The 24,221-nt window shown below is 68.2% G+C and carries 22 protein-coding genes; 14 read left to right on the top strand and 8 right to left on the bottom strand.

Annotated features, from left to right (window positions below; all coding sequences use genetic code 11):
- Window positions 1-140: 140 nt before the first annotated feature.
- On the top strand, window positions 141-923 hold the full coding sequence (locus GQ674_RS21405; protein WP_159499119.1) for a helix-turn-helix domain-containing protein: 783 nt from the start codon (window positions 141-143) through the stop codon (window positions 921-923).
- 70 nt (window positions 924-993) lie between these two features.
- Window positions 994-1,350 carry a VOC family protein gene (locus tag GQ674_RS21400; protein WP_159495509.1) on the top strand — a complete coding sequence of 119 codons (357 nt, stop codon included), beginning with the start codon at window positions 994-996 and terminating at the stop codon, window positions 1,348-1,350.
- A gap of 179 nt (window positions 1,351-1,529) precedes the next feature.
- Here the strand turns inward: GQ674_RS21400 and GQ674_RS21395 are convergent, their stop codons facing one another.
- Both GQ674_RS21395 and GQ674_RS21390 read right to left on the bottom strand, forming a co-directional pair.
- Window positions 1,530-2,279, bottom strand: a complete 750-nt coding sequence (locus tag GQ674_RS21395; protein ID WP_038690989.1) for an SDR family NAD(P)-dependent oxidoreductase — start codon at window positions 2,277-2,279, stop codon at window positions 1,530-1,532.
- Window positions 2,280-2,574: 295 nt separating this feature from the next.
- On the bottom strand, window positions 2,575-3,099 hold the full coding sequence (locus tag GQ674_RS21390) for a hypothetical protein (RefSeq protein WP_236546149.1): 525 nt from the start codon (window positions 3,097-3,099) through the stop codon (window positions 2,575-2,577).
- 102 nt (window positions 3,100-3,201) lie between these two features.
- On the opposite strand from GQ674_RS21390, the gene GQ674_RS21385 reads away from it, so the two are divergent.
- Entirely contained in the window at window positions 3,202-3,672 is a 471-nt protein-coding gene (locus tag GQ674_RS21385; protein ID WP_159495508.1) for a DUF1456 family protein, read from the top strand.
- On the opposite strand, the gene GQ674_RS21380 is transcribed toward GQ674_RS21385, so the two are convergent.
- Entirely contained in the window at window positions 3,647-4,573 is a 927-nt protein-coding gene (locus GQ674_RS21380; RefSeq protein ID WP_159499117.1) for a LysR substrate-binding domain-containing protein, read from the bottom strand. The two genes, GQ674_RS21385 and GQ674_RS21380, sit on opposite strands and share 26 nt — an antisense overlap.
- A gap of 112 nt (window positions 4,574-4,685) precedes the next feature.
- Between GQ674_RS21380 and GQ674_RS21375 the strand changes: the two genes are divergently transcribed.
- Window positions 4,686-5,861, top strand: a complete 1,176-nt coding sequence (locus GQ674_RS21375; RefSeq protein ID WP_159495507.1) for an MFS transporter — start codon at window positions 4,686-4,688, stop codon at window positions 5,859-5,861.
- A gap of 159 nt (window positions 5,862-6,020) precedes the next feature.
- Here GQ674_RS21375 and GQ674_RS21370 read toward each other — a convergent pair whose 3' ends face one another.
- The gene (locus tag GQ674_RS21370; protein ID WP_236546333.1) at window positions 6,021-6,659 is read right to left on the bottom strand and encodes a TorF family putative porin; all 639 of its coding nucleotides are present in this window, start codon (window positions 6,657-6,659) and stop codon (window positions 6,021-6,023) included.
- A 241-nt stretch (window positions 6,660-6,900) separates the two neighbouring features.
- On the opposite strand from GQ674_RS21370, the gene GQ674_RS21365 reads away from it, so the two are divergent.
- On the top strand, window positions 6,901-7,290 hold the full coding sequence (locus GQ674_RS21365) for a DUF6165 family protein (RefSeq protein WP_128096007.1): 390 nt from the start codon (window positions 6,901-6,903) through the stop codon (window positions 7,288-7,290).
- Window positions 7,291-7,311: 21 nt separating this feature from the next.
- Here the strand turns inward: GQ674_RS21365 and GQ674_RS21360 are convergent, their stop codons facing one another.
- Together GQ674_RS21360 and GQ674_RS21355 are read right to left on the bottom strand one after the other, a co-directional pair.
- Window positions 7,312-8,055, bottom strand: a complete 744-nt coding sequence (locus tag GQ674_RS21360; protein WP_159495505.1) for a FadR/GntR family transcriptional regulator — start codon at window positions 8,053-8,055, stop codon at window positions 7,312-7,314.
- A gap of 90 nt (window positions 8,056-8,145) precedes the next feature.
- A complete protein-coding gene (locus tag GQ674_RS21355) occupies window positions 8,146-11,028 on the bottom strand; it encodes a TonB-dependent receptor (RefSeq protein WP_159499115.1) in 2,883 nt (960 codons plus the stop codon).
- A gap of 350 nt (window positions 11,029-11,378) precedes the next feature.
- Between GQ674_RS21355 and GQ674_RS21350 the strand changes: the two genes are divergently transcribed.
- From GQ674_RS21350 to GQ674_RS21325, 6 genes are read left to right on the top strand one after another with little or no spacing between them, the layout of a single operon-like run.
- Window positions 11,379-13,535, top strand: coding sequence for a polysaccharide lyase 6 family protein (locus GQ674_RS21350; protein WP_236546148.1), 2,157 nt, complete (start codon window positions 11,379-11,381; stop codon window positions 13,533-13,535).
- Window positions 13,532-15,766: an oligoalginate lyase gene (locus GQ674_RS21345; RefSeq protein WP_236546147.1), complete on the top strand. Its 2,235-nt coding sequence runs from the start codon at window positions 13,532-13,534 to the stop codon at window positions 15,764-15,766. Before GQ674_RS21350 ends, GQ674_RS21345 begins: the two co-directional genes overlap by 4 nt.
- Window positions 15,763-17,055, top strand: coding sequence for an MFS transporter (locus tag GQ674_RS21340; RefSeq protein WP_159499113.1), 1,293 nt, complete (start codon window positions 15,763-15,765; stop codon window positions 17,053-17,055). The genes GQ674_RS21345 and GQ674_RS21340 overlap by 4 nt, the downstream gene beginning before the upstream one ends.
- A gap of 42 nt (window positions 17,056-17,097) precedes the next feature.
- Window positions 17,098-17,853: a glucose 1-dehydrogenase gene (locus tag GQ674_RS21335; protein ID WP_128096004.1), complete on the top strand. Its 756-nt coding sequence runs from the start codon at window positions 17,098-17,100 to the stop codon at window positions 17,851-17,853.
- Between the two features lie 35 nt (window positions 17,854-17,888).
- On the top strand, window positions 17,889-19,070 hold the full coding sequence (locus GQ674_RS21330; protein ID WP_159499111.1) for a GDSL-type esterase/lipase family protein: 1,182 nt from the start codon (window positions 17,889-17,891) through the stop codon (window positions 19,068-19,070).
- The gene (locus GQ674_RS21325) at window positions 19,067-20,170 is read left to right on the top strand and encodes a sugar kinase (RefSeq protein ID WP_159499109.1); all 1,104 of its coding nucleotides are present in this window, start codon (window positions 19,067-19,069) and stop codon (window positions 20,168-20,170) included. The genes GQ674_RS21330 and GQ674_RS21325 overlap by 4 nt, the downstream gene beginning before the upstream one ends.
- A gap of 14 nt (window positions 20,171-20,184) precedes the next feature.
- Here the strand turns inward: GQ674_RS21325 and GQ674_RS21320 are convergent, their stop codons facing one another.
- Window positions 20,185-20,610 carry an NUDIX domain-containing protein gene (locus tag GQ674_RS21320; RefSeq protein WP_159499107.1) on the bottom strand — a complete coding sequence of 142 codons (426 nt, stop codon included), beginning with the start codon at window positions 20,608-20,610 and terminating at the stop codon, window positions 20,185-20,187.
- A complete protein-coding gene (locus GQ674_RS21315) occupies window positions 20,603-21,199 on the bottom strand; it encodes a TetR/AcrR family transcriptional regulator (RefSeq protein WP_159499105.1) in 597 nt (198 codons plus the stop codon). Before GQ674_RS21315 ends, GQ674_RS21320 begins: the two co-directional genes overlap by 8 nt.
- A 112-nt stretch (window positions 21,200-21,311) precedes the next feature.
- Here GQ674_RS21315 and GQ674_RS21310 point away from each other — a divergent pair, with 112 nt between their 5' ends.
- From GQ674_RS21310 to GQ674_RS21300, 3 genes are read left to right on the top strand one after another with little or no spacing between them, the layout of a single operon-like run.
- The gene (locus tag GQ674_RS21310; protein ID WP_159499103.1) at window positions 21,312-22,367 is read left to right on the top strand and encodes a sugar phosphate isomerase/epimerase family protein; all 1,056 of its coding nucleotides are present in this window, start codon (window positions 21,312-21,314) and stop codon (window positions 22,365-22,367) included.
- The gene (locus tag GQ674_RS21305) at window positions 22,367-23,236 is read left to right on the top strand and encodes an alpha/beta hydrolase (RefSeq protein ID WP_159499101.1); all 870 of its coding nucleotides are present in this window, start codon (window positions 22,367-22,369) and stop codon (window positions 23,234-23,236) included. Before GQ674_RS21310 ends, GQ674_RS21305 begins: the two co-directional genes overlap by 1 nt.
- Complete coding sequence (locus tag GQ674_RS21300) at window positions 23,233-24,168, top strand: alpha/beta hydrolase (RefSeq protein WP_159499099.1); 936 nt, start codon at window positions 23,233-23,235, stop codon at window positions 24,166-24,168. Before GQ674_RS21305 ends, GQ674_RS21300 begins: the two co-directional genes overlap by 4 nt.
- Window positions 24,169-24,221 lie beyond the last annotated feature (53 nt).

Below are 24,221 nucleotides of genomic sequence, written 5' to 3'. Positions count from 1 at the left end.
GCCTGCCGGCGCGCCCCCTTGCACTCCAAGGGGGCTGTTGCTCCAGATGCAACTTGGACGCCGACCCTTGGGTCGGCGTTCTTGTTTCAGGCAGCCCCCCCCTCGCTGGCGACCACCTGGCAGTGCGCTATCGTCCATGCATGTCTTCCTGCCCCGACCCTGCTGAGCCTCCTGGCGTTGCCGGTGCCACCGGCCGCTACCGCGAATGGACGCCGCCGGCTGCGCTGCGAGGCTGCTTCGGGCAGCTGTGGCGCAGCGATCTGCCGGTGGGGCACAGCGGTGAGGTGGCGGTGCTGCCCGACGGTTGCGTGGATATCCTTTGGCGCGACGGGCGGCTGTATGTGGTGGGGCCGGATGTGGTGGCCGCGCACCCGCAGCTGACACCAGGTGCGCAGGTGTTGGGCGCGCGGTTTCAGCCGGGTGCGGCGCGGGCGTGGCTGGGGGTGCCGCTGGGCGAGATGGTGGGTATGGCCGTGGAGCTGGATGCGGTGCTGGGGCCGCAGGCGCGGCAGATGGCGGCGCGCTTGAATGACGTGGGCGATGGCGATGCGCGGCAGCGGTTGTTTGCGCAGGCGCTGGCTGGGCTTCCCCGCTCTACCGGGGGGCGCCACGCGGTGGCGGCGCGGGTGTTCGGGCAGGTGCGGGCCGGGGGCCACGATCTGGCCGCGATCGGTTCGGCGCTGCAGGTGAGCACGCGCAGCCTGCGCCGGTTGAGCCATGAGCAGTTTGGCTATGGGCCGAAGATGCTGGAGCGGATTCTGCGGCTGCAGCGCTTCCTGGCGCTGGCCCGGGCGCGGCCCGGGGATGGGCTGGCGGGGATGGCGGCGGATGTGGGCTATGCCGACCAGTCGCACCTGAGCCGCGAGGTACGGGCGTTGGCGGGGATCGGGGCGGCGCAGCTGTGCGCGCAGTGGCGTAGCTGACTGGCCGTTTTGTTCAAGACCGGCGCGGCCGCGGTGGCGATGCTGGGCCTCCTTTCAACGAGATGCCCGCATGAGCACGGCACACGGCAACGATCGCCGAATCGACAACATTGAATTCAACGTGGCTGACATCGCGCGCAGCAAGGCCTTCTACGGCAGCGTGTTTGGCTGGTCGTTCACCGATTACGGCCCGCGGTACACCGAGTTCGACGATGGCCGGTTGCGCGGTGGGTTCACCACGGGTGAGCCGGTGCGGCCCGGTGGGCCGTTGGTGATTGTGTATGCGGAGGATCTGGCCGACACGCAACGGCGGGTGGAAGCGGCCGGGGCGGAGGTGTGCCGGGCGACGTTCGCGTTTCCGGGTGGGCGGCGGTTTCATTTCCGCGATCCGGATGGGTATGAGTTGGCGGTGTGGACAGCCGCCTGAGGTAGAGCCGACCGTTGGTCGGCTGCCGTCAGCGGTGGGTATGCGCCGAGAGCAGCCGACCAACGGTCGGCTCTACCGGTTCGGGTATGCGGCCGAGGTGTTGGCCCATTCGGGTGTGCGGCCGAGGTGTTGACCCGTTCGGGTGCGTGGCCGAGGGGGTGGCCAGCGGTGCCCTTGGATCAGTCGCGCGCGACCTGGAAACCGGCGAACGACTGGCTTACCGGCATCAGTTCCAGGCGGTTGATGTTGAGGTGCGCCGGGAGGTTGGCCACCCAGAAGATCTGCTCGGCGATGTCGTCGGCGGTCATCGGGTTGGCGCCGGTGTAGAGGGTGTCCGAGGCGGCCTGGTTGCCGTGGGTGCGCACCAGGGTGAACTCGGTTTCGGCCATGCCCGGCTCGATGGTGGTGACGCGCACGCCGGTGCCGTGCAGGTCGGCGCGCAGGCCGAGCGAGAACTGGCTGACGAAGGCTTTGGTGCCACCGTAGGCGTTGCCGCCCGGGTACGGGTACACGCCGGCCACCGAGCTGATGTTGATGATGGCGCCCTTGCGCTCCACCAACTGCGGCAGCAGGCGGTGGGTCAGGGTGACCAGCGCGGTGACGTTGGTGTCGATCATGGTGCGCCAGTCGTCCAGCGAGGCGCTCTGCGCCGGGGCGGTGCCCTGGGCGAGGCCGGCGTTGTTGACCAGCAGGTCGATGGCGGCGAAGTCGGCCGGCAGGGCGGCCAGCGCGGCCTCCATGGCGGCGCTGTCGCGCACGTCGAAGACGGCCGCATGTACGCGCTCGGGACCGTAGGCGTCGACCAGCGGCTGCAGCCGTTCAGCACGGCGGCCGGTGGCGATGACGCGCCAGCCAGCCTGGGCGAAACGATGGACGGCGGCAGCGCCAAAGCCGGAGGTGGCGCCAGTAATCAGAGCGGTACGGGTCATCGGGGTACTCCGTGGGAATCACGGGTATTTTCGCACCGATGCGGGGGGTGTGTGCCGGGGGAAAGGCGACGTACCGCGCGGGGCGGGATCGCGTAGAGCCGGGCTCTGCCCGGCTTGCCGAAATCTGGAGCAGCCGGGCAGAGCCCGGCTCTACGTGGGGTGGTGGAGATCCCGGATAGCCGGGCAGAGCCCGGCTCTACGTGGGGTGGTGGAGATCCCGGATAGCCGGGCAGAGCCCGGCTCTACGTGGGTGGTGGAGATCCCGGATAGCCGGGCAGAGCCCGGCTCTACGCGATCAGCGGATGCGGAAGACGCGGGCCTTGGGCAGGTCTTCGTCTACCTGCAGGAACCAGCGGCCGGCGATGCCCGGTACGACGACGATGGCCGGGTTGCTGCGGCTGGCCTTGAGCTTCATCTCGCCCTTGAGCACCTGCCACTGCTGGCCGTTGTCGAGGGTGAACACGGTGCCGGGGGCCCAGCCGTCCACCTGGCCGGTGACCTTGGCGGTGATGGGGCCGTCGTCCAAGCCCGGGAACATGGGCGCGGGGGTGGGCGCGCCGGGCGCGGCCACCGGCGGAGCCGGGCTGCGGGCATCGGCCTCGCGCAGCAGGCGGTTCAAGGTCTGCAGCTGGGCCGGGCTGAGCCCTACTTGGGCCAGTTCCTGCGGGTCCACGCGCTGTTCGATTGCCACATACGGAGCCTGGGCGGCGGCCGTTGCGGCCAGCCAGACCATGCCCACACCCGCCAGAACCTGCCACCTGCGCATTGCCTGCTCCACTGCCTGTTGATGCTCGATGGCGGCACTGTGCTGCACTTTCATGGCAGCCAGATGACAGCATGGCCGGTCGCGCCGGGTGCTGAGGCCGGCAGGGGGTAAAATGGCGGCCAGCCGCGCAGCCGCGCCGGCGGTATTGGACGTCACATGATCAACAACGATGTACTGCGCAGCATCCGCTACATGCTCGACCTCAGCGACGGCATGATCGCCGACACCTGTGCCCTGGCCGACCCGGCCTTCGTGATCGACAAGGCCGACGTGGCCGGTTGGCTGCGCAAGGAAGACGAGGAAGGCTTCGTGGCCTGCGACGATCGCACCCTGGCGCACTTTCTGGACGGGCTGATCGTGCACTTCCGTGGCCGCGACGAGAGCCAGCCGCTGCGCCCGGTGGAAAAGCGCATCACCAACAACCTGGTGCTGAAGAAGCTGCGCGTGGCCTTCCAGCTGAAGGACGTGGACATGCACGAGATCTTCCAGCAGGCCGGTTTCCCGGTGTCCAAGCCGGAACTGTCGGCGCTGTTCCGCCAGCCGGACCACAAGAACTACCGCGCCTGCGGCGACCAGCTGCTGCGCAACTTCCTGAAGGGCCTCACCCTGCGCGTGCGCGGCGCCTAAGCCCCACGCCAGCACGTGGCTCCGCCTGCGGGGCCACGTGCTGCAGCAGTTCCTGCATGAAGGCCCGCGCCGCCGGCGTGGGCAGCCGCGACCACACCGCATGCACGCGCCGCACGGGCGCATCCTGGATGGCCACCCGCGCCACGCCGGTAAAGCCGGCGGCGATGGCCACCGGCACGATGCCCACCGCCAGCCCCTGCTGGACGAAGCGCTCGATGAGCGACATGTGGTTGATCTCGAACGGCACCCGATGCGGCAACCCGGCGGCGGCGAAGGCTTCGTCGGTCTGGCGGCGTGCGCCACTGCCGTATTGGAAATCCACCAGCGGCAGCTCGGCCAGGGTGGCCAGCGACAGGCGTTTGCGGCTGGCCAGCGGGTGGCTGGGCGGCAGCACGGCCACCATGGATTCTTCGGCCAGTAGCCGGTGGCAGGCCCCGTCGATGGCGGTGCCGGGCGACAGGCCCACCAGCGCGACATCGACGCGGCGCTCGCGCACGTCTTCCATCAGCACTTCGCTCTTGTCCATGCGCAGGCGGAATTCCACCTGCGGGTAACGCGTGTGGAAGGCGGCCAGGCAGGCCACCAGGTCCACGGCGGTCAGCGAGGTGATCTGGCCGATGGTGAGGGTGCCGCGCACCTGGCCGGCCACGGCGGCCACGTCTTCGCGCAGGTGCCGCAGCGAATCCAACACCTGGCGGGCGTGGCTGAGCAGCGCTTCGCCGGCCGGGGTGACCCGCACCTGGCGCGGCAGGCGTTCGAACAGGGTGGCCTGCAGTTCTTCTTCAAGATGGGCGATCTGGTGGCTGAGCGCGGACTGCACCACGTGGCAGCGCGCGGCGGCGCGGGTGAAGTTGCGCTCTTCGGCCAGGGCCACGCAGAACTCGAGCTGTTTGAGGTTCACGCCGGCATCTCCATTACGCATCTATTTTTCAGATGCGTTGGATGATAACTATTCATTTCCATCATCGCGAAGGGAGGCGGACACTGGCGTCCCCCTGGAGCCTGGACGCCTCATGACCGCCGATGTACACACCCCATTGAGCCGCTGGCAGGTGCTGTTGATGGCCTTTGCCACCGGCGTGGCGGTGGCCAGCAATTACTACGCCCAGCCGCTGCTGCACACCATTGCCGGCGAGTTCGGGGTGTCGTTCGGGCGCGCGGGCACGCTGGTGACGGCGGCGCAGCTGAGCTATGGCGTGGGCGTGGTGCTGCTGGTGCCGCTGGGCGACATGTTCGAGCGGCGGCGGTTGATCGTGGTGATGTCGTTGTTGTCGGCGTCGGGGTTGGTGGTGAGCGCGTTGAGCCATGAGTTCGCCTGGCTGCTGGTGGGTACGGCGATCACCGGGTTGTTCTCGGTGGTGGCGCAGGTACTGGTGCCGTTCGCGGCGACATTGGCGCGGCCGGAAGAGCGTGGCCGGGTGGTGGGAACGGTGATGAGCGGGCTGCTGCTGGGCATTCTGCTGGCGCGCACGGTGGCCGGGGCGTTGTCGTCGCTGGGCGACTGGCGCTGGGTGTACTGGATGGCGGCGGGCACGCTGGTGCTGACCACGTGGGTGCTGTATCGCACGTTGCCGCGTTTCCATCAGCACGCGGGCTTGAGTTACGGCGCGTTGCTGCGTTCGATCGGCACGCTGTTCGCGCAGGAGCCGGTGTTCCGGTTGCGCACGCTGCTGGGGGCGTTGAGTTTTGCGATGTTCGCGATGTTCTGGACGCCGCTGGCCTTCCTGCTGGCGGGCGCGCCGTACCACTACAGCGATGCGACGATTGGGCTGTTCGGGCTGGTAGGCGCGGCGGGCACGCTGGCCGCCGGTGTGGCCGGCCGGATGGCGGACCGTGGCAAGGCGGCGTTGGCGACTACACTGGCGCTGGTGCTGCTGGCGGCGTCATGGTTGCCGCTGGGCTTTTCGACGCAGTCGCTGGTGGCGCTGGTGGTGGGCGTGCTGGTGCTGGACCTGGCGGCGCAGCTGCTGCACGTGAGCAACCAGAACGTGGTGTTCGCACTGCGGCCGGAGGCCCGCAACCGGCTCAATGCGGGGTACATGACCGGGTACTTCATTGGCGGGTCGTTGGGGTCGCTGGTGTCGGCGCAGGTGTATGGCGCGTTCGGGTGGACCGGGGTGTGCGTGACCGGCGCGGGCGTGGCCGCGGTGGCGATGGCGGTGTGGGCGATGGCGGTGATGCGCCGGTAGAGCCGACCGTTGGTCGGCTGCATTTGCGCGCCGCCCGGTAGAGCCGACCGTTGGTCGGCTGCGTTGCGTGTCGCCGGGGGCAGCCGACCAACGGTCGGCTCTACCGGATGGGGTGTGTGCCCGGCGGTCGGAATACCGCGCGGGGTGGGTGGGCGCCCGTCAGAAGGCGGTTTGTACGGCGAACTCGACGCGGGAGCCTGCGATGCCGGGGAACAGGCGTTTGGCGGCGGTGTCTGTGTCGTGCGCGGTGAGGCGCAGTTCCCACGGGCCGTGCACCTTCCAGATGGCGCTGAGCTGGCCGTGCAGGTAATCGTCGGCCTGCGCGCTGGCCAGCCAGTAATGGCCCACCGCCGCTTCCAGACGCCACTGCTCGCCCAGCGGCAGGCGGGCGCCCAGTTGGGCGTAGGTGCCGGTGTGGCCGCCGGCCAGCGCGTCGTCGGACACGCCTACCTGCAGCCAGTAGCGCTGCTGCCAGGTGAGGGTGCTGTTGAGCTCGGTCCAGTTCAGGTCGACGTTGCTGGACGGATAGAGGTAGCGGGTGAGGTTGACGTCCAGCGCCCAGTCCTGGCCCAGCGCCCCGCTCCACCCGGCCACCACGTCAAACTCGCTGCGTGCGCCGTTGTCGGGCTGGAACGACACCCCTGAGCCCCACACCGAGGCGTACCAGCCGCTTTCGCTGCCCAGTTTGACGCCCGCCTGTGCGGCCGGGTCGCCGTCACTCTGCGAGCTGCCGCGCCAGACGTAATCGGTGGTGAGGGTCGCATTGCCCTCCACCGCGGCCGCCGCCGCACCACTCATCACCAGGCCCAGCAGCAGCACGCTGCAGCGGCGCACGACGCGCCCTTTCATCTGTTCAACCACCACGGTAAGCACTCCATCGGACGGCGGCGCCGTCGAGGTGGGCAGTGTTCCCGCAGGGGCCGTAAAGCCGCCATGCCGCAGCGACGGCAGGGGCGCAAAATCAGCGTAAATCCTGCGTCCACGATGCCGCACAGGGGCCGCGCTATCATGGCCGCTCTGACCTGTTGCGAGTAATGGCGTGGACGCGATCCTGACCCCGGTATCGATTGGCGAGCTGATCGACAAGATCACCATTCTGGAAATCAAGGCCGAGCGCATCAGCGATGCCGGCAAGAACGCCAACGTCCGCAAGGAACTCGATGGCCTGTGGCCGCTGTGGCAGCAGCAGCTGGCCAGCCAGCCGGGGCTGGATGCCCTGAAGGATCAGCTGAAGGCGATCAACGTGCGCATGTGGGACATCCAGGACCAGCTGCGCGACAAGGAAGCGGCCCAGGTGTTCGACGATGCGTTCATCCAGCTGGCGCGTGGGGTGTACGGCACCAATGGCGAGCGGGTGAAGGTGAAGAACGAGATCAACCGCGTGGCCGGTTCGCAGCTGGTGGAAGAAAAGCAGTACCAGGGCGAGTAAACCGCCCCGCCCGCGCCGGGCTCAGTGCCCGGTGGCGGCCATGAAGCGTTCGCGGTCCTGCTGGGTACGCCGGCGGATTTCGGCCAGCGCTTCGTTTTCGGTGGCTTCCAGCATGGATTCGAACAGGCGCTGGAAGTGGTTGCGCATGGCCAGCCGTGCGGCCGCCGGGTCGCGCGCGCGCAGGGCGTCGAGGATGGCGGTGTGTTCTTCGTCGCGGGCGTCGTCGTCGTTGTGGCAGACGTTGGCATACACCTGCCGCACCCGCGGCAGTTCATTGCGCATGCGCCAGATCAGCTGCACGCAGTGCTCTACCACCGGGTTGCCGGCAATGCGGGCAATGGACAGGTGGAACTGGCGGTCGGCTTCGCTGGCGGCGGCCTCGCCCGAGGCCGGGTCGACCATGGCCGCGATCAGGCCGGCCAGGTCCTGCAGTTCTTCCTCGGTGATGCGGCTGGCGGCCATGGCCGCCGCTTCGGCTTCGATCACCGCGCGGGCGGCGGTGAGGTCGAAGGCAGACACGTCCGGCAGCGCGCCGGGGGCCTGCGACGGGCGCGCCTTCACATACACGCCCGAGCCGGTCTTGATGGTGATCAGCCCCTGCGCTTCCAGCGCGATTTCCGCCTCGCGCACGGTCACCCGGCTGACGCCGAGGCGCTCGGCCAGGTCGCGTTCGCCGGGCAGCCGCGAGCCCGGCGGGAATTCGCCCTTCTCGATCAGCGCGACGATTTCGGCGGCAATGGACTGGTAGAGACGGGGTTCGGACATCATCAAGACCTGGCTGTACGGTGGCTGGGGACCATCATGCGACCCGCGCCCTCAGAGAGCGGCGCGGTTGGGAAAACCGCGCCACTGACCTCAGAAGCGGTAGCGCACCCCGAGATAATAGCGCCGCCCGTAGGTGGTGTACTCGCGGAAGCTGCCCAGGATGGGCATATCCGACACCCGGGGCTCGTCGGTGAGGTTGCTGGCCGACAACGACAGCGACAGGTGCTTGTTCACTTTGTAGGTGGCGCGGAAGTCGAGCGAGCCATTGTCGCGCACGTAGCGGTTCTGCGACGGGTCGCCGACGAACTGCTGGTAATAATCCGAGCGGTATTTATAGATGGCCTGCAGGTCCAGCTTGCCCAGGCCCCAATACACCTGGGCCGAGGCCACGTGCTTGGACAGGCCGAAGATGTTGGCCGGCTCGACGATCCCGGGCGTGAAGACGCCGGTAATGGGGTCGGTGGACTCGCCCAGGCGCAGGTCTTCGGTCTTGAAGTTGGAATGGGCGTAATTGTAGCTGGCCTTCACGCCCAGCCCGGAGAAGATGCCCGGCAGGTAGCTGAAGCTGTGCGAGCCGGTGAGCTCGAAGCCGATCAGGTCGCTTTTCTGATCGCTGGTGGCCAGCTGCTCCACCGGCACGGTGACGCTCTGGCCGTCGATGTCGAAGGTCTCGCCCACCACCACCGGTACCGAGCCGCCGTTGAACTGCTTGTAGTAAATGGCAGTGGACAGCATGGAGTCTTCGTTGGCATACCACTCCAGCGAGACGTCGGCGTTCCAGGACATCAGCGGCTTGGCGCGCGGGTTGCCGGTGGCGGTGATGTTGCCCAGCGCTTCGGCCACCGTGCGGAAATCGGTGTCGGCCTCGTCCAGGGTGAAGCTGCGGCCAAAGCCTTCGGCGGCCAGGTCGGGGCGCGACATGGCGCGGTAGGCACCCACGCGCAGCAGCAGGTCCGGACGCAGTTCGAAGGCGGCGTTGAAGCTGGGCAGCCATTCGGTGTTGCTGGACTTGAGGATCTGCCTGGTGAAGTCCCCGGTGGGGCGCAGGGTCACGCTGCCATCGGGGTTGTTGATGACATCCAGGCCGCTGCGCAGGCCCACCGAGCGCACGTCGGTACGCACGCCGCGCACGCCGATGTTGCCGGTGACCGGCAGGCCGAACCACTCGCTGCTGTAGTCGCCCATCAGGTAGAGGGCGTTGGTTTTCTCGGTGACATCGTTGTTGGCCGGGTCGCGCAGGTCGGCGCTCAGGCCGGTGTCGTCCACGCCGGTGAAGGCGTTGAACAGGCAGCGGCTGTCGAAGCTGGCCCACTGGTCGATGGTGTTGCCGCTGGCGTTGGCCAGGAAGTCCTTCTGCGGGAATTCCTGGCGGCAGGCGCGGTTGGCCGCGCGGATGGCGGCAACATTGGTGGTGGTGATGTCGCGGGTGTCGGTGAAGTCGGTGTAGGTGGCTTCGGAATGGCGCACGCCGCCCTTGATGGCGGTGAAGAAGCCGCTTTCCGGGGTGAACGTCGCATCGAAGCGCTGCGCGCGGATGGTGTGCTCTCGGCTCTGCTGGCGGCGCCGGATCAGCGCCGAATCGGTGTAGTTGTCCGGGTTGTTCACGTCGAACGCCGGATCCAGATAGATGCTGGGCACGTCGCCGCTGTAGTCGTAGGTGTAATCGACATAGCGGGTGTTCTTGATGCCACCCACCGGCTTGCCGTTGACGTCGGTACGGCCGGCGCGCAGGCGGGTGGAACGCTCGATCTGGTCGCGCTGGGTGTTGGAGTAGGACAGGTCGGTGGACAGCGTCCACGCCGGGGTGGGCCGGAAGATGACGTTGAAGCCACCACCGGTGTACTCCTCCTTGCGCTCCAGGAAGTTGCCGGTGGAGTCGATGGTGGTGCTGCCGGTGTGGTGCAGCAGCGCGCCGTCGTCGGTGACCACGCGGTTGTTGAGGTTGCGCATCATCGACGACAGCGACAGGTCCGAGCGGTCTTCGGTGTAATCGCGCTTGGAATGCTGGTAGTCGACGTTCACTTCCACCGTGTCGTTGGGGCGCCACTGCAGCGCGGCGAACTGCGAGTCGCGCTTGTCGTGTTCGATGAACTGGCGGTAGATGCGGCTGCTGGGCACCAGGTAATAGGGCACGCCGTTGGCGACCTGGTTGCCGTTGACCTGGGTGCAGTTGCGGGTGGCGCCCACGGTTTCGCGGCCGTCGCAGGCCACCCACGTGGAGCTGCTGGAGAACATTTCTTCCGGGTTGCTGCCCTGCAGGGCCTGCACGCCCACCGAGACGCCGAGCTTGCCGGCCCCGCCCATGTCGAACTGGTCGATGTAGCTGGCGGTACCGCGCCAGCCCACGCCGTCCTTGTCCTTGAGGCGGTCGTCGTAGTCCTGCCAGGTGCCGCGGCCATCCACCTGGATGGTGCGCTTGCCGTATTCGAGCGGCTTGACCGTTTCCATGTTCACGGTGCCGGCCACGCCGCCTTCGACGAAGTCGGCGCGCTGGGTCTTGTAGATGGCCACGCTGTTGATCAGCTCGGACGGGAACTGGTTGAAGTTCACCGAGCGGTCGCCGCTGCCATTGGTGGCTTCGCGGCCGTTGAAGGTCGACGAGCCCAGGAACGGGCCCAGGCCACGGATCGAGATTTCCGACGCACCGCCCTTCTCGCGATGGGTGGAGGCACCGGTGATGGTTTCGATGGCCTCGCCGATGGACAGGGCCGGCAGGTCGCCGATGTCCTCGGCAGCAAGCACGTCGGACACCACGGTCTCTTCGCGCTTCTTATCGATCGAGGTCTGGATGGTGCCGCGCACGCCGGTCACTTGGACCTGGTCCAGGGTGGTGGGCTGTGCGGGCGGTGCTTCGGCGTCCTGTGCATACACCAGCGGCACGGCCGCGGTGACAGACAAGGCATACAACAGCGCGCCATGCAGCGCGGTGCGGCGGAGGCCTCGTGGCGAGGCCGTACGGCGGTCATGCAACATCGTGATCTCCCTCCCAGGATGGATCGTCCGATTACACGGATTCGATCCGGACAATTCACGGTTGCTGGACCAATGTCAATGAATTGGTACTAAAGTCTACCCCTGTGATCCACCTAGACCACTTTGCACGGTTTTAATGTGCGGATGCAGCAGAAATATGCGCAACCGGCCAACCACATGCACCTAAAGTGGTATGTGATTGTGGTTGACGCGCGCCGCGCCCGACCTGTTACGATCCGGACTCGCGTTGGACGCCACGGTTGATCTGGGAGGGTAAGCCTGTGACCTTGCACCATTCGCATGCGCCATGGGCGCTGCGCCCGCTTGCTGCGGCACTGACCACGGGCCTCGTGTTGGGCGCCCTGCCCGCCTTCGCCGCCGATCACCTGGTCCACGACGCTGCCGCCTATGCGCAGGTGGCCAAGAACCTGCAACCTGGCGACACGGTGATCCTGGCCGACGGCGTGTGGCGCGATACCGACCTGCTTCTGCGCGGCACCGGCAAAATTGGTCAACCAATTAAGTTGACGGCGCAGACCCCCGGCAAGGTGATCCTCAGCGGCCAGTCGCAGCTGCGGCTGGCCGGCAGCTACCTGGAGGTGTCCAACCTGGTGTTCCGCGATGGCTGGGCTCCGGGCAGCGAAGTGGTGTCGTTCCGCGCCTCGTCCAAGGAATGGGCCACCCACAGCCGGGTAACCGGGGTGGTGATCGACGGCTACAACAAGCCGGACCGCCAGCAGTCGGACAACTGGGTGGGCATGTACGGCCAGCACAACCGCTTCGACCACAACCAGCTGGTGGGCAAGACCAACGCTGGCACTACCCTGGTGGTGGTGCGCAACACCACCAGCGGGTTGGACAACCGCCACCGCATCGACCACAACTGGTTCGGCCCGCGCCCCAACCTGGGCAGCAACGGCGGCGAGACCATCCGCGTGGGTACCAGCACCGACTCGCAGTCCAATTCGAACACGGTGGTGGAGAACAACTGGTTCGAGCACTGCGACGGCGAAGTGGAGATCGTGTCCAACAAGTCCGGCGGCAACCTGTACCGCGGCAACGTGTTCTTTGAATCGCGCGGCTCGATGGTGCTGCGCCATGGCCACGGCAACGTGGTGGAGCGCAACGTGTTCCTGGGCAACAACAAGGCCCACACCGGCGGCGTGCGGGTGATCAACCGCCACCAGATCGTGCGCGACAACTATTTCGAAAACATCGCCGGCGACAACTTCGCCGCCGCGCTGGCGGTGATGGCCGGCACCCGCGACGCGCCCCTGAACCGCTACGAGCAGGTTGACGATGCGGTGATCGAGCGCAACAGCTTCATCAACGTGCGCCAGCTGTTCCTGGGCGCGGGGCTGGATGACGAGCGCAACGCCATGCCGGTGAACAGCCGCATGGCCGGCAACCTGTTCATCGGGGATGGCAAGAACGCACTGCTGCGCAGCCAAGGCGACCTGGGCGGCATTGCCTTCAGCGGCAACGTGCAGAGCCCCACCGTGTCGCCCGGCTTCCCGGCCGGCGTAAGCGCGCGCCAGGTCACCCTGCAGCGCGCGGCCAACGGCCTGCAGTACCCGGTGGAGACGGTGGCCGCAGGCGCCCCGCGCGACCTGGCACCGATCGCCCGCGACCAGGTGGGCGTGGCGTGGTACCCGAAGGAACTGAGCACGGTGGCGCTGGATAGTGGCAGCGTGCGCAAGGTGGCCCCGGGCGAGGACACCCTCACCCGCGCCATTGCGGCCAGCGCCCCGGGCGACCGCCTGCAGCTGCAACGCGGCCAGTACCGGGTGGACCAGGTGCTGGGCGTGGACCACCCGCTGAGCGTGATCGGGCCGGCGCGTGGCCAGGCCCGCCTGCAGTTCACCCGCCCCAGCCTGTTCGAGATCCGCGCGGGCGGCGCGTTGAAGCTGTCGCGGCTGGACATCGATGGCGCCCTGGCGCCCGATGCGGCCGGCAACGCGGTGGTGCGCATCGCCCCGGGCAGCCAGGCGTTCAACTACACCCTGCACATTGAAGACAGCCGCATCCACGGGCTGACCGCCAACAAGGCCTTCGACGTGGTCAACGCCGGCAAGGGCAGCCTGGCCGCGCGCATCACACTGCGCAACACCACGGTGGACGACATCAGCGGCAGCGTGATTGCCGCCGCCGCCGAGACCGACGACCTGGGCACCTACAACGCCGAGCAGGTGGAGATTGTGGGTTCGCACTTCACCCGCATCGGCGGGCCGCTGCTGAGCCTGTACCGCGGCGGCACCGACGAGAGCACCTTCGGGCCGTCGCTGCTGTTGCAGGGCAACCAGCTGCAGCAGGTGGGCGTGGCCGATGACACCAGCCTGCGCCTGCAGGGCGTGCAGCAGGCCACGCTGGTGGACAACCAGTTCGCGCACAGCGGCCGCGTGCGCTTCAGCCATCGCGTGGGCGAGCCCCACCTGCGCGTACGCAACAACGTGCTTACCGCCACGGCGGCAATGCAGTCTGATACTCCAGCCGAGACCCTGCCATGACGCGTTCCACGCCCTTGATGCTGCTGCTGGCCGCGTCCTTCAGCGCCGCAGCACTACCCGCCGTTGCCGCGGCACCGGCCGCCACCCAACAACCGGCCAGCGCAGACAGCGCGCCGGTACTGGTGACCGCCGCACAGTGGCAGCAGATGCGCAGCGACGGCACCCGCTACCCGGTGTTCACCAAGGAACAGCAGCGCGCCGAGCGCCTGGTGCGCGGCATGATCAAGGCCGGCATCGATGTGCCGGTGCCCAAGGACAAGGGCGGCGGTTACACCCACGAGCAGCACAAGCGCAATTACCAGGCCATCCAGGCCGCCGGTGCGCTGTACCGGCTGACCGGCGACAAGGTCTATGCCGATTACGCACGCGACCTGCTGCTGGGCTACGCCAAGCTCTACCCGGGCCTCGGCGCACACCCGCAGGGACGCGGCCAGATTCCCGGCCGGCTGTTCTGGCAGACGCTCAACGACTCGGTATGGCTGGTGAGCGCGGTGCAGGGCTACGACGCGATCCGCGACAGCCTGAGTGCCGCCGACCGGAAGACCATCGACGACAACGTGTTCCGGCCGATGGCCGACTTCCTGAGCGGCACGCCGGAGAACTTCGACAAGATTCACAACCATGCCACCTGGGCGGTGGCGGCGGTGGGCATGACCGGGTACGTGCTGCGCGACCCCACCTATGTGGACAAGGCACTGAAGGGCAGCAAGCGCGATGGCAGCGCCGGCTTCCTCAAGCAGGTGGACCAGCTGTTCTCGCCCGATGGCTATTACGAGGAAGGCCCCTACTACCAGCGCTATGCACTGGCGCCGTTCATCCTGTTCGCCAATGCGATCGAGCGCAACGACCCGCAGCAGGGCATCTTCAAGCGCCGTGACGGCGTGCTGCTCAAGGCAGTGGATGCACTGGTGCAGAGCAGCTACGGCGGCTACTTCTTCCCGATCAACGACGCGATCCTGGACAAGGGCCTGGACACTGAAGAGCTGGTGGCCGGCATCGACATCGCCTACGCGCGCACCACCGATGCGCGCCTGTTGTCGGTGGCCAAAGCGCAGAAGCGCGTCCTGCTGTCGCCCGAGGGCCTGCAGGTGGCCCAGGCGCTGGCGCAGGACAAGGCCACGCCGTTCGCGTTCGTGCCCACGCTGCTGCGCGACGGCCCGGACGGCACCGAAGGGGCGCTGGCGATCCTGCGCATGGGCGGTGAGGACGGCCAGGCACTGGTGATGAAGAACACCAAGCAGGGCATGGGCCACGGCCACTTCGACAAGCTCAACTGGCTGTTCTACGACAACGGCCAGCGCGTGGTGACCGACTACGGCGCGGCGCGCTTCCTCAACATCGAGGCCAAGGCCGGCGGCATCTACCTGCCCGAGAACAACAGCTGGGCACGCCAGACCATCGCGCACAACACACTGGTGGTGAACGAGCAGAGCCACTTCGGCGGCGACTGGAAGAAGGGCCAGCCGCTGGCCCCGACGCCGCTGCTGTTTGCCACCCGCGACGACACCCAGATTGCCTCGGCACGCATGGACAGTGCCTACGACGGGGTGAGCTTCACCCGCACCCAGCTGCTGCTGGCTCACCCCTCGCTGGGCGAGCCGGCGGTGCTGGACCTGCTGCGCGTCACTGGCAGCAAGGCGGCGCGCTACGACCTGCCGCTGCACTTCAACGGCCACATCATGGACGTGGGCTTCAAGAGCCAGTCGGCGGTGACCAGCCGTCCGGTGCTGGGCAAAGCCAACGGCTACCAGCACGTGTGGGTGGATGCCTCCAGCGAGCCCAGCAGCGAGGCGCGCAGCCTGACCTGGCTGCTGGACGGGCGCTTCTATACGTACCGCTTTGCCAGCACCGCGCCGTCGCGCGCGTTGATCGGCGAGAGCGGCGCGAATGATCCATCGTTCAACCTGCGCCGCGAGCCGATGCTGCTGCAGCGCGTGGATGGCCAGGCGGCCACCACCTTCTATGGCGTGCTGGAACCGCACGGCCAGTACGACGGCACGGCCGAGACCGTGCGTGGTGCCAACAGCCGCATCGATGCCATTGCGCACTACCGCGGCAAGGATGCCGACGTGCTGGTGCTGGATCTGGCCGGTGGCAAGCGGGTGGCGGTGGGCATTGCCGATGAACCGAACAAGCCCGGCAGCCATGAGGTAAGTGGCGGTGGCCAGAGCTGGCGCTGGGATGGCGGCTGGAAGCGCTTTGACAGCAGCACCGGCAAGGACAGCAAATGAAAGTGACCACGCAGGCCCGTACCTACGTCCGTTGGCTGATCGTGGCGCTCATCGCCATTGCCACGGTGATCAACTACATCGACCGCAATGCCCTGGCGGTGATGTGGCCGCAGATTTCAAAGGATGTGGGCGCCACCAAGGAAGACTACGCACTGCTGGTGACGGTGTTCATGCTGTTCTACGCCGCCGGCCAGTTCGTCTTCGGGCGCCTGTTCGACATCATCGGCACGCGGCTGGGGTTTGCGCTGTCCATCGCGGTGTGGTCGATCTCGATCGCGTTGCACTCGGTCACCCACTCCATCCTGTCCTTCAGCCTGGTCCGCGCGATGCTCGGCATCAGCGAGGCCGGTGCCTGGCCGGGCGCGGTGAAGGCCAACGCCGAGTGGTTCCCCGCGCGCGAGCGGGCCTTGGCGCAGGGCGTGTTCAACGCCGGCGCGTCGATCGGCGCGATCGTGTCGGCGCCGCTGATCGCGGTGCTGTTCCTGTGGCTGGGCTGGCGCGGCACCTTCATCCTGATCGGCGCGATCGGTTTCATCTGGCTGCTGCCGTGGTTGATCATCTACCGCGCCGGCCCGGACAAGCACCCGTGGGTGAGCGCGGCCGAACGCGCGTTGATTCTGGATGCGCCCGCCGAACAACCGGCCACGCCCAAGGCCGAGTACGTGCCGAGCATGCGCCAGCTGCTGGGTCATCAGCAGACCTGGGGCATTTTGATTTCGCGGTTCTTCCTGGACCCGATCTGGTGGCTGTTCGTGTCCTGGCTGCCGCTCTACCTGGCCGACACCTTCGGCTTTGACATCAAGCAGATCGGCATCTTCGCCTGGGTGCCCTACGTGGGCGCGATGATCGGCAGCCTGGGCGGCGGCTGGTTGTCCGGGCGACTGATCGGCGCCGGCTGGAGCGTGGACAAGGCCCGCAAGGTGGTCATCACCCTGGGCGGCGCGATCATGGCCCCGGCGCTGCTGGGCGCGGTGCTGGCCACCGACCCGGTGTGGGCGGTAGTGACCATTGCCTTCGTGCTGTTCGGCTTCCAGATCGCGATCGGCAACATCCAGACCCTGCCCGGCGACATCTTCAGCGGCAAGTCCGTGGGCTCGGTAGCCGGCCTGGGCGGCATGGCCGCGGTGGCCGGCACGCTGATCACCACCTGGCTGGTGCCGGCGATGACCCACGACTCCTACGCACCCATTTTCATCCTGGTGGCCGCGCTGGTGCCGGCCTCGCTGCTGGCGCTGTGGCTGGTGACCGGCCGCGTCGAAAAACTCGACGGGCCGGCCCAGCCGCGCTGACCCCCTTTTTCCCTTTCCCCCAACGCACTACTGGAGTTTTCCATGACCCAATTCAACAACAAGGTGGCCATCGTCACCGGTGGCGGCCGTGACATCGGTCGCGAGATCTCGATCAAGCTGGCGGCCGCCGGGGCCAAGGTGTGCATCAACTACGCCAACGACGAAGCCAGCGCGCAGGACACCCTGAAGCAGATCGAAGCGGCCGGTGGCACCGCCATCGTGCACCGCGCCGACGTGACCGATGCCAAGGCCGTGGCCGGCATGGTCGCCGCCACCCAGGCGGCCTTCGGTGAGCGCATCGACGTGCTGGTCAACGTGGCCGGCGGCATGGTGCAACGCCGCCCGCTGGCCGAGATCGACGAAGCGTTCTTCCACAAGGTGATGGACCTCAACATGAGCTCGGTCTACCTGACCACGCACGCAGTGGTACCGCACATGCCCGAGGGCGGTGCGATCGTCAACTTCGCCTCGCAGGCCGGTCGCGATGGCGGTGGCCCGGGCGCGGCGATCTATGCCACCGCCAAGGCTGCGGTGATGACCTTCACCCGTGCCATGGCCAAGGAACTGGGGCCGCGCGGCATCCGCGTCAATGCGCTGTGCTGCGGCATGATCGCCACCCGCTTCCACGATGAATTCACCAAGCCGGAAGTGCGCACCGCCGTGGCCGGCAACACCCCGCTGCGCCGCCAGGGCCGCCCGCAGGAAGCGGCCGACACCGCCGTGTACCTGGCCTCGGACGCGGCCGGTTTCATTACCGGTGCCAACGTGGACGTCAACGGCGGCACCTACTTCTCCTGATTGTTTTGCTTCGCTGACCGCCTGGGAGGGCCGCCATGCTGCGCTGGACCACTGCACTGTCACTTGCACTTGCCACCAGCGCCGCTGCGCTGCCCGTCCATGCCCAGGTGTGGGTGCCGGCATGGACCGCCTCACCCGCACCGGACCGCCAGGACGGCACCCCGGAAGCGCCGGTACAGTTTGCGCACCAGACGGTGCGCCAGGACATGCGGCTGGCCAGTTCGGCCACCGCGCTGCGCTTCCGCATCAGCAATGAACTGGGGGATGCGCCGCTGACCATCGGCGGCGCATCGGCCCAGCGCACCGGCACGGCCACCCCGGCCAAGCTGGTTACCTTCAACGGTCGCAGCGAAGTGGTGGTGCCGGTCGGCGCCGCCCTGCTCAGCGACCCGGTGGCGATGACGGTGCCGGCACTGGCCGATGTATCGCTCACCGTGTATTTCCCGCAGCCCACCAAACCGGCGGTGCGCCGCACGGCGCTGCGCATTGCCGACGGTCGCCTGGCCGAGGTGGGCGACAAGGTCAAACTGGCCTACCGGCAGAACGTGGTGTCGGCGGTGCTCGCCGAGCGCGCCAACAAACCGGTGGTGGTGGTCGCCCTGGGCGACTCGATCACCGAAGGCGCCACCGCCACGCGCGGCAGCAACGGCGACTGGCCGGCGCTGCTGGCCACCCGCCTGCACCAGGCCTGCCCGGACCAGGTGGTGGTGGTGAATGCCGGTATCAGCGGCAACAAGGTAATGGACCACGGCCGCAGCCACAGCGCGCTGGCGCGGCTGGACCGCGACGTGATCGCGCTGCCGAACGTCAGCAAGGTCATCGTGTTCGAAGGCATCAACGACATCCGCCACGACGGCGGCACCCCGCCGAAGGCCGGCCGCAATGCCGAGGACATGGTGCTGGGCTACCGGCAGATCGCCGAGCGCCTGCACGGCAACGGCATCGGCGCGATCGCCGCCACCATCACCCCGTTCGGCGGCTCGGACCGCTACGAGCCGACCTCGGCGGCCACCCGCACCACCCTCAACACCTGGATGCGCGGCGGCCGCACCGGTTATGACGCGCTGATCGACTTCGACGCCATCCTGCGCGACCCGGCCAAGCCGGAGAATCTGCCCGAGGACATCACCCGCGACCACCTGCACCCCAATGATGAAGGCTACCGGCGCATGGCCGCAGGCATCGACCTGGGCCTGCTGGGGTGCCGGGCACGATGAGCGGCCAGCAGTTTTCAGTAGCTACCTCCAGCGGCCAACGCTGGGATGCGCTGGCGCTGGGCGAAGTGATGCTGCGCTTCGATCCCGGCGAAGGCCGCGTGCGCAACGCGCGCCAGTTCAACGTGTGGGAAGGCGGCGGCGAGTACAACGTGGCCCGCGGGCTGTGCAGCAGCTTCGGCCACCGCAGCGGCGTGCTCACCGCGTTGCCGCGCAACGAGCTGGGCGCGCTTGCCCAGCAGCTGATCCAGGCCGGTGGCGTGGATACCAGCCAGATCGTCTGGCGTGACTACGACGGCATCGGTCGCAACACGCGCATGGGCCTGAACTTCACCGAGCGCGGCTTCGGCGTGCGCGCGCCGCTGGGCATTTCCGACCGCGCCTATTCGGCCGCCTCGCAATTGCAGCCGCATGAATACGACTGGGACGCGGTGTTCGGCCGCGACGGTGCCCGCTGGCTGCATACCGGCGGCATCTTCGCCGCGCTGTCCGAGCACAGCGCGCAGACCGCCATCACCGCCGCGCAGGCCGCGCGCCGCCACGGCGTGGCGGTGTCCTACGACCTGAACTACCGCGCCAGCCTGTGGGACAGCCATCCCGATCCGGACGCGGCGCGCCACGCCAACTGCGCCATCGCCGCCGAGTGCGACCTGCTGGTGGGCGATGAGTATTCCTTCGCGGCCTGCCTGGGCATGGACCTGGCCGACCTGGGCAAGCGCGAAACACCGATGGACGTGGGCCCGGCCGATGCGGCCGCACAGCGGGCGCTGCAGCGCTTCCCGAACCTGCAGGCCGTGGCCTTCACCCTGCGCGATGCCAGCAACGCGGCACGCAACGGCTGGGCCGGCGCACTGCGCACGCGCGACATGCTGTTCGTGTCGCGCCGGCGCGAGGTGGATCTGCTGGACCGGGTGGGCGGCGGTGACGCGTTCGTGGCCGGCGTGGTGCATGCGCTGCTGGCCGGCAAGGGCGAGCAGGTGGCGGTGGAGCTGGGCGCGGCGCATGGGGCGCTGGCGATGTCCACCCCGGGCGACACCGCGTGCACCAGCCTGGAGGAAGTGGAAGCGGTGGCGCGCGGTGATGCCGCGGCGGCCAAGCGCTGACCCGTTGGGTGGGCTCAGCCCGTCGCTGACAGCTGTGCAAGCCCCTGGCGCGCGGACAGGGTCAGCGGCGCCGGCAAGGCGTCGGGGCTGAACCAGCCCAGTGCCAGCAGAACCTCCGGCTCCTGCAGCACGGCAACGCTGTCGTCCAGGGCGCGGGCCAGGTACACCGGTGCGATCCAGTGCTGCTGCAGCGTCGGCTCAAAATGGTCCACCACGCACAGCAGCCGTTCAATGGCCACGCGCAGCCCGGTTTCTTCGAGCACTTCGCGGACCACGGCGGCTTCGACGGTTTCCATCCAGTCCACCTTTCCACCCGGCAGGCCCCAGTGGCCCTGCTCGGGCGGGCGCCCGCGCTGGATCAGCAACACCGCGCCATCGGCGCGCTGGATGACCGCACCACAGCCCACGCGCGGTTGGTGGGCAGCAGTTGCATCAGCCATGGGCCTGCTCCGGCAGGACCTGCAGGGCCACCGCCACCGCGGCCAGCAGGCGAGCGCGGCTGGCGCCGTCGCGGGCCTGGGTGGAAATGCCGTGCAGCACGGTGGCGAAGTAGTCGCCCAACGCCTGCACGTCCGCGCCATCGGCCAGTTCGCCGGCGGCGGCCGCCTGCTGCAGCCGCGCGATGATCTGCTGGGTGCGCTGGCGGCGGTGTTCGGCCAGCCAGTCCATCACCGCCTCGTTCTCCGGTGCGGTACTGGTGGCCGCCGACACCACCAGGCAGCCCTGCGCGCGCCCGCGCTTGGTGTAGGTGAGCACGGCGTCGTGCAGCATGCGTTCGATGGCCGGGCGCACCGCCTGCTCGCGCAGCGCGCGGTCGGCAAAGCCTCCATCGCCGGCTTCGTACAGCGCCACGGCCTCGCGGAACAACTGCTCCTTGCTGCCGAAGGCGGCGTAGATGCGCGCCGAGGCGATGCCCAGTGCCTCCACCAACGCCGACATCGACGTGCCTTCGTATCCACGCGCCCAGAACAACAGCATGGCCTGCTTGAGGGCGTGGTCTTTGTCGAATTCGCGGGGGCGGCCGGCCATGGGGCATCACTACGGAAAGAAGAGGTGCGGCAATTCTAGCGATACCCGGCGTTGACCGGGGCGAACTTGCCGCCTATTCTTTGTCGCTCGACAAACAATAAGGCGACATCCGATGCGCACCATCCAAGGCCCCAGCCTGCACCTGGCCCAGTTCAGTGCAGACCAACCTCCCTTCAACGACCTGCCCTCCATTGCCGCCTGGGCCGCCAGCCAGGGCTTCAAGGCGCTGCAGATTCCGGCGTGGGACGACCGCCTGTTCGATGTGGAACAGGCCGCGCACAGCCAGCAGTACTGCGATGACATGATCGCCATGCTGGCCGGCCACGGCCTGGTGATCAGCGAGCTCACCACGCATATCTTCGGCCAGCTGGTGGCGGTGCACCCAGCCTACGACGCGCTGTGCGACAGCTTCGCCCCCGCCGCCCTGCACGGCGACCCGGACGCACGCAGCGCCTGGGCGATCGAACGCATCAAACTGGCGGCCAAGGCGTCGCAGCGGCTGGGCCTGGACCGCATGGGCACCTTCTCCGGTTCGTTCGCCTGGCCGTACCTGTTCCCGTTCCCGCAGCGACCGGACGGCCTGATCGAGGCCGCGTTCGAGGAGCTGGCCCGCCGCTGGCTGCCGATCCTGGATGTGTGCGACGCGCACGGCATCGACCTCTGCTACGAGATCCACCCCAGCGAAGACCTGCATGACGGCACCAGTTTCGAGCGCTTCCACGCCGCGGTGGGTGGCCACCCGCGCTGCCGGATCCTGTTCGACCCCAGCCACTTCGTGCTGCAGCAGCTGGATTACCTGAGCTTCCTGGACATCTACCGCGACTTCATCGGCATGGTTCACATCAAGGATGCCGAGTTCAATCCGAGCGGCCGCCAGGGCATCTACGGCGGCTACAGCGGCTGGACCGAGCGCGCCGGACGTTTCCGTTCGCTGGGCGATGGGCAGGTGGACTTCAAGGGCATCTTCTCCAAGCTGGCCCAGTACGACTACGACGGCTGGGCCACGCTGGAATGGGAGTGCTGCCTGAAGAACCAGGAAGACGGTGCGCGCGAGGGCGTGGCCTTCATCAACGCGCACATCATCACCGTGACCGACCGCATCTTCGACGACTTCGCCGGCGCGCCGGTCAGCCGTGCGCAGATCCACGCCATGCTGGGGATCCACTGATGACCGCCGCACTTGAGAGCATTACCCACCGCCACGTGCGCATCGATGGCCGCAGCGTGCATTGCGCGATCCTGGGCGAAGGCCGGCCGGTACTGCTGATTCCCGGCTGGCCGCAGACCTGGTACGCCTGGCGGCACATCCTGCAGGCGCTGGCCGCACAGGGCTTCCAGGCCATTGCGGTGGACCCGCCCGGCACCGGCGATTCGGACACGCCGGCGCACGGCTACGACACCGGCGCCATCGCCGCCACCCTCCACGCGGTGATGCAGCAGCTGGGCCATGCACGCTACCAGGTGGTGGGCCATGACGTGGGCATGTGGGTCGCCTACGCGCTGGCCAGCGACCAGCCCGAGGCCGTGCAGCGGCTGGCGATCACCGAGGCGGTGATTCCCGGGTTGGCCGAAGCTCCGCCGTTGTTCGTGGCCCCGGAGGACAACATCTTCCTGTGGCACTTCATGTTCAACCAGGTGCGCGACCTGCCCGAAGCGCTGATCGCCGGGCGCGAGCGCGCCTACCTGACCTTCATGTTCGACCGCTGGGCGCACCGCCGCGAAGCGGTGGCGTGCGAGGTGTACATCCGCGCGTACGCCGCGCCGGGTGGGCTGAGCGGTGGTTTCGGCTACTACCGCGCCATTCCCGAGACCATCCGCCAGAACCAGCAGCGCGCACGCACCCCGCTGGCCATGCCGGTGCTGGCCATCGGTGCCGAACATGCCACCGCCAACATGCCCATGGACACCATGCGCGCGCACGCCGCCGACCTGCGCGGCACGATGATCGCCGACTGCGGCCACTTCGTGATGGAAGAAGCCCCGCAGGCCTTCCTGGACCAGCTGCTGCCCTTCCTGCTGCCGGACGCCGCGGCATGAGCCTGGACCCGGATATCGCCCGCTTCCTGCAGACCCTGCCACCGCCGGAGGTGGTGGCAGGGTTGACGCTGCAGCAGATCCGCGCGGCCAGCGAAGATGCCCTGCCCGCCCTGCAGGGCCCGGTGGAGCCGGTGGCCGACGTACGCGATTTCAGCGTGGCCACCGGCGACGGCCACGCCTTGGCCGTACGCGCGTACTGGCCGGCCGGGCATGGCCCGGGCCAGACGCGCCCGGGGTTGCTGTTCGCCCATGGCGGCGGGTGGTTCCAGTGCTCGCTGGCGGTGTACGACAGCCCATGCCGGGCGCTGGCCAATGCCACCGGCTGCGTGGTGCTGGCGGTGGACTACCGGCTGGCCCCGGAGCACCGCTTCCCGATTCCGCTGGAGGACGTGTACGCCGCGCTGTGCTGGAGCCATGCCGAGGCGGCGCAGCTGGACATCGACCCGGCACGCTTGATGGTGGGCGGCGACAGTGCTGGCGGCAACCTGGCTGCGGCGGTGACGCTGCTGGCCCGTGATCGCGGTGGACCGCCCATCCACCACCAATTGCTGTTGTACCCGGCGCTGGACACCGCCATCGACACCGACAGCCACCGGCAGTTTGGCGAGGGCTACTACCTGAGCACCGCGTTGATGCAGCGGTGCTGGGACGCCTACCTCGGCGAAGGCGTAGCGACCGCCGATGGGCGGGCGGTGCCCGCGCGGGCACACGACCTGCGCGGGCTGCCACCGGCCACCGTGCTGGTGTGCGCGTACGACCCGCTGCGCGACGAAGGCGAGCACTACGCCGCGCGGTTGGCGCAGGCCGGGGTGGCGGTGCACTGCGAGCGCCTGCCCGGGATGGTGCACGCGTGCCTGCACCTGCTTGGCACCGCGTCGGCATCGCGGGTGCTGTTGGCGCGCAGCGCGGCGCTGTTGGCGGCTGCGATCTGACCCAGCCGACGCTGTGGCAACGAAAAAGGCCCGGCACTGCCGGGCCTTTCCTG

Source organism: Stenotrophomonas sp. 364, assembly GCF_009832905.1.
GTDB classification, from domain to species: domain Bacteria; phylum Pseudomonadota; class Gammaproteobacteria; order Xanthomonadales; family Xanthomonadaceae; genus Stenotrophomonas; species Stenotrophomonas maltophilia_AP.
The sequence above is the reverse complement of the archived record's forward strand: the minus strand, read 5'-3'. Positions and strand labels throughout refer to the sequence as shown.

Excerpts from the sequence above, each read along its gene's own strand:
- GQ674_RS21405 (WP_159499119.1), top strand. The coding sequence starts at position 141 with ATGTCTTCCTGCCCCGACCCTGCTGAGCCTCCTGGCGTTGCCGGTGCC.
- GQ674_RS21400 (WP_159495509.1), top strand. The coding sequence starts at position 994 with ATGAGCACGGCACACGGCAACGATCGCCGAATCGACAACATTGAATTC.
- GQ674_RS21395 (WP_038690989.1), bottom strand. The coding sequence starts at position 2,279 with ATGACCCGTACCGCTCTGATTACTGGCGCCACCTCCGGCTTTGGCGCT.
- GQ674_RS21390 (WP_236546149.1), bottom strand. The coding sequence starts at position 3,099 with ATGAAAGTGCAGCACAGTGCCGCCATCGAGCATCAACAGGCAGTGGAG.
- GQ674_RS21385 (WP_159495508.1), top strand. The coding sequence starts at position 3,202 with ATGATCAACAACGATGTACTGCGCAGCATCCGCTACATGCTCGACCTC.
- GQ674_RS21375 (WP_159495507.1), top strand. The coding sequence starts at position 4,686 with ATGACCGCCGATGTACACACCCCATTGAGCCGCTGGCAGGTGCTGTTG.
- GQ674_RS21370 (WP_236546333.1), bottom strand. The coding sequence starts at position 6,659 with ATGAGTGGTGCGGCGGCGGCCGCGGTGGAGGGCAATGCGACCCTCACC.
- GQ674_RS21360 (WP_159495505.1), bottom strand. The coding sequence starts at position 8,055 with ATGTCCGAACCCCGTCTCTACCAGTCCATTGCCGCCGAAATCGTCGCG.
- GQ674_RS21355 (WP_159499115.1), bottom strand. The coding sequence starts at position 11,028 with ATGTTGCATGACCGCCGTACGGCCTCGCCACGAGGCCTCCGCCGCACC.
- GQ674_RS21345 (WP_236546147.1), top strand. The coding sequence starts at position 13,532 with ATGACGCGTTCCACGCCCTTGATGCTGCTGCTGGCCGCGTCCTTCAGC.
- GQ674_RS21340 (WP_159499113.1), top strand. The coding sequence starts at position 15,763 with ATGAAAGTGACCACGCAGGCCCGTACCTACGTCCGTTGGCTGATCGTG.
- GQ674_RS21335 (WP_128096004.1), top strand. The coding sequence starts at position 17,098 with ATGACCCAATTCAACAACAAGGTGGCCATCGTCACCGGTGGCGGCCGT.
- GQ674_RS21330 (WP_159499111.1), top strand. The coding sequence starts at position 17,889 with ATGCTGCGCTGGACCACTGCACTGTCACTTGCACTTGCCACCAGCGCC.
- GQ674_RS21325 (WP_159499109.1), top strand. The coding sequence starts at position 19,067 with ATGAGCGGCCAGCAGTTTTCAGTAGCTACCTCCAGCGGCCAACGCTGG.
- GQ674_RS21320 (WP_159499107.1), bottom strand. The coding sequence starts at position 20,610 with ATGGCTGATGCAACTGCTGCCCACCAACCGCGCGTGGGCTGTGGTGCG.
- GQ674_RS21315 (WP_159499105.1), bottom strand. The coding sequence starts at position 21,199 with ATGGCCGGCCGCCCCCGCGAATTCGACAAAGACCACGCCCTCAAGCAG.
- GQ674_RS21310 (WP_159499103.1), top strand. The coding sequence starts at position 21,312 with ATGCGCACCATCCAAGGCCCCAGCCTGCACCTGGCCCAGTTCAGTGCA.
- GQ674_RS21305 (WP_159499101.1), top strand. The coding sequence starts at position 22,367 with ATGACCGCCGCACTTGAGAGCATTACCCACCGCCACGTGCGCATCGAT.
- GQ674_RS21300 (WP_159499099.1), top strand. The coding sequence starts at position 23,233 with ATGAGCCTGGACCCGGATATCGCCCGCTTCCTGCAGACCCTGCCACCG.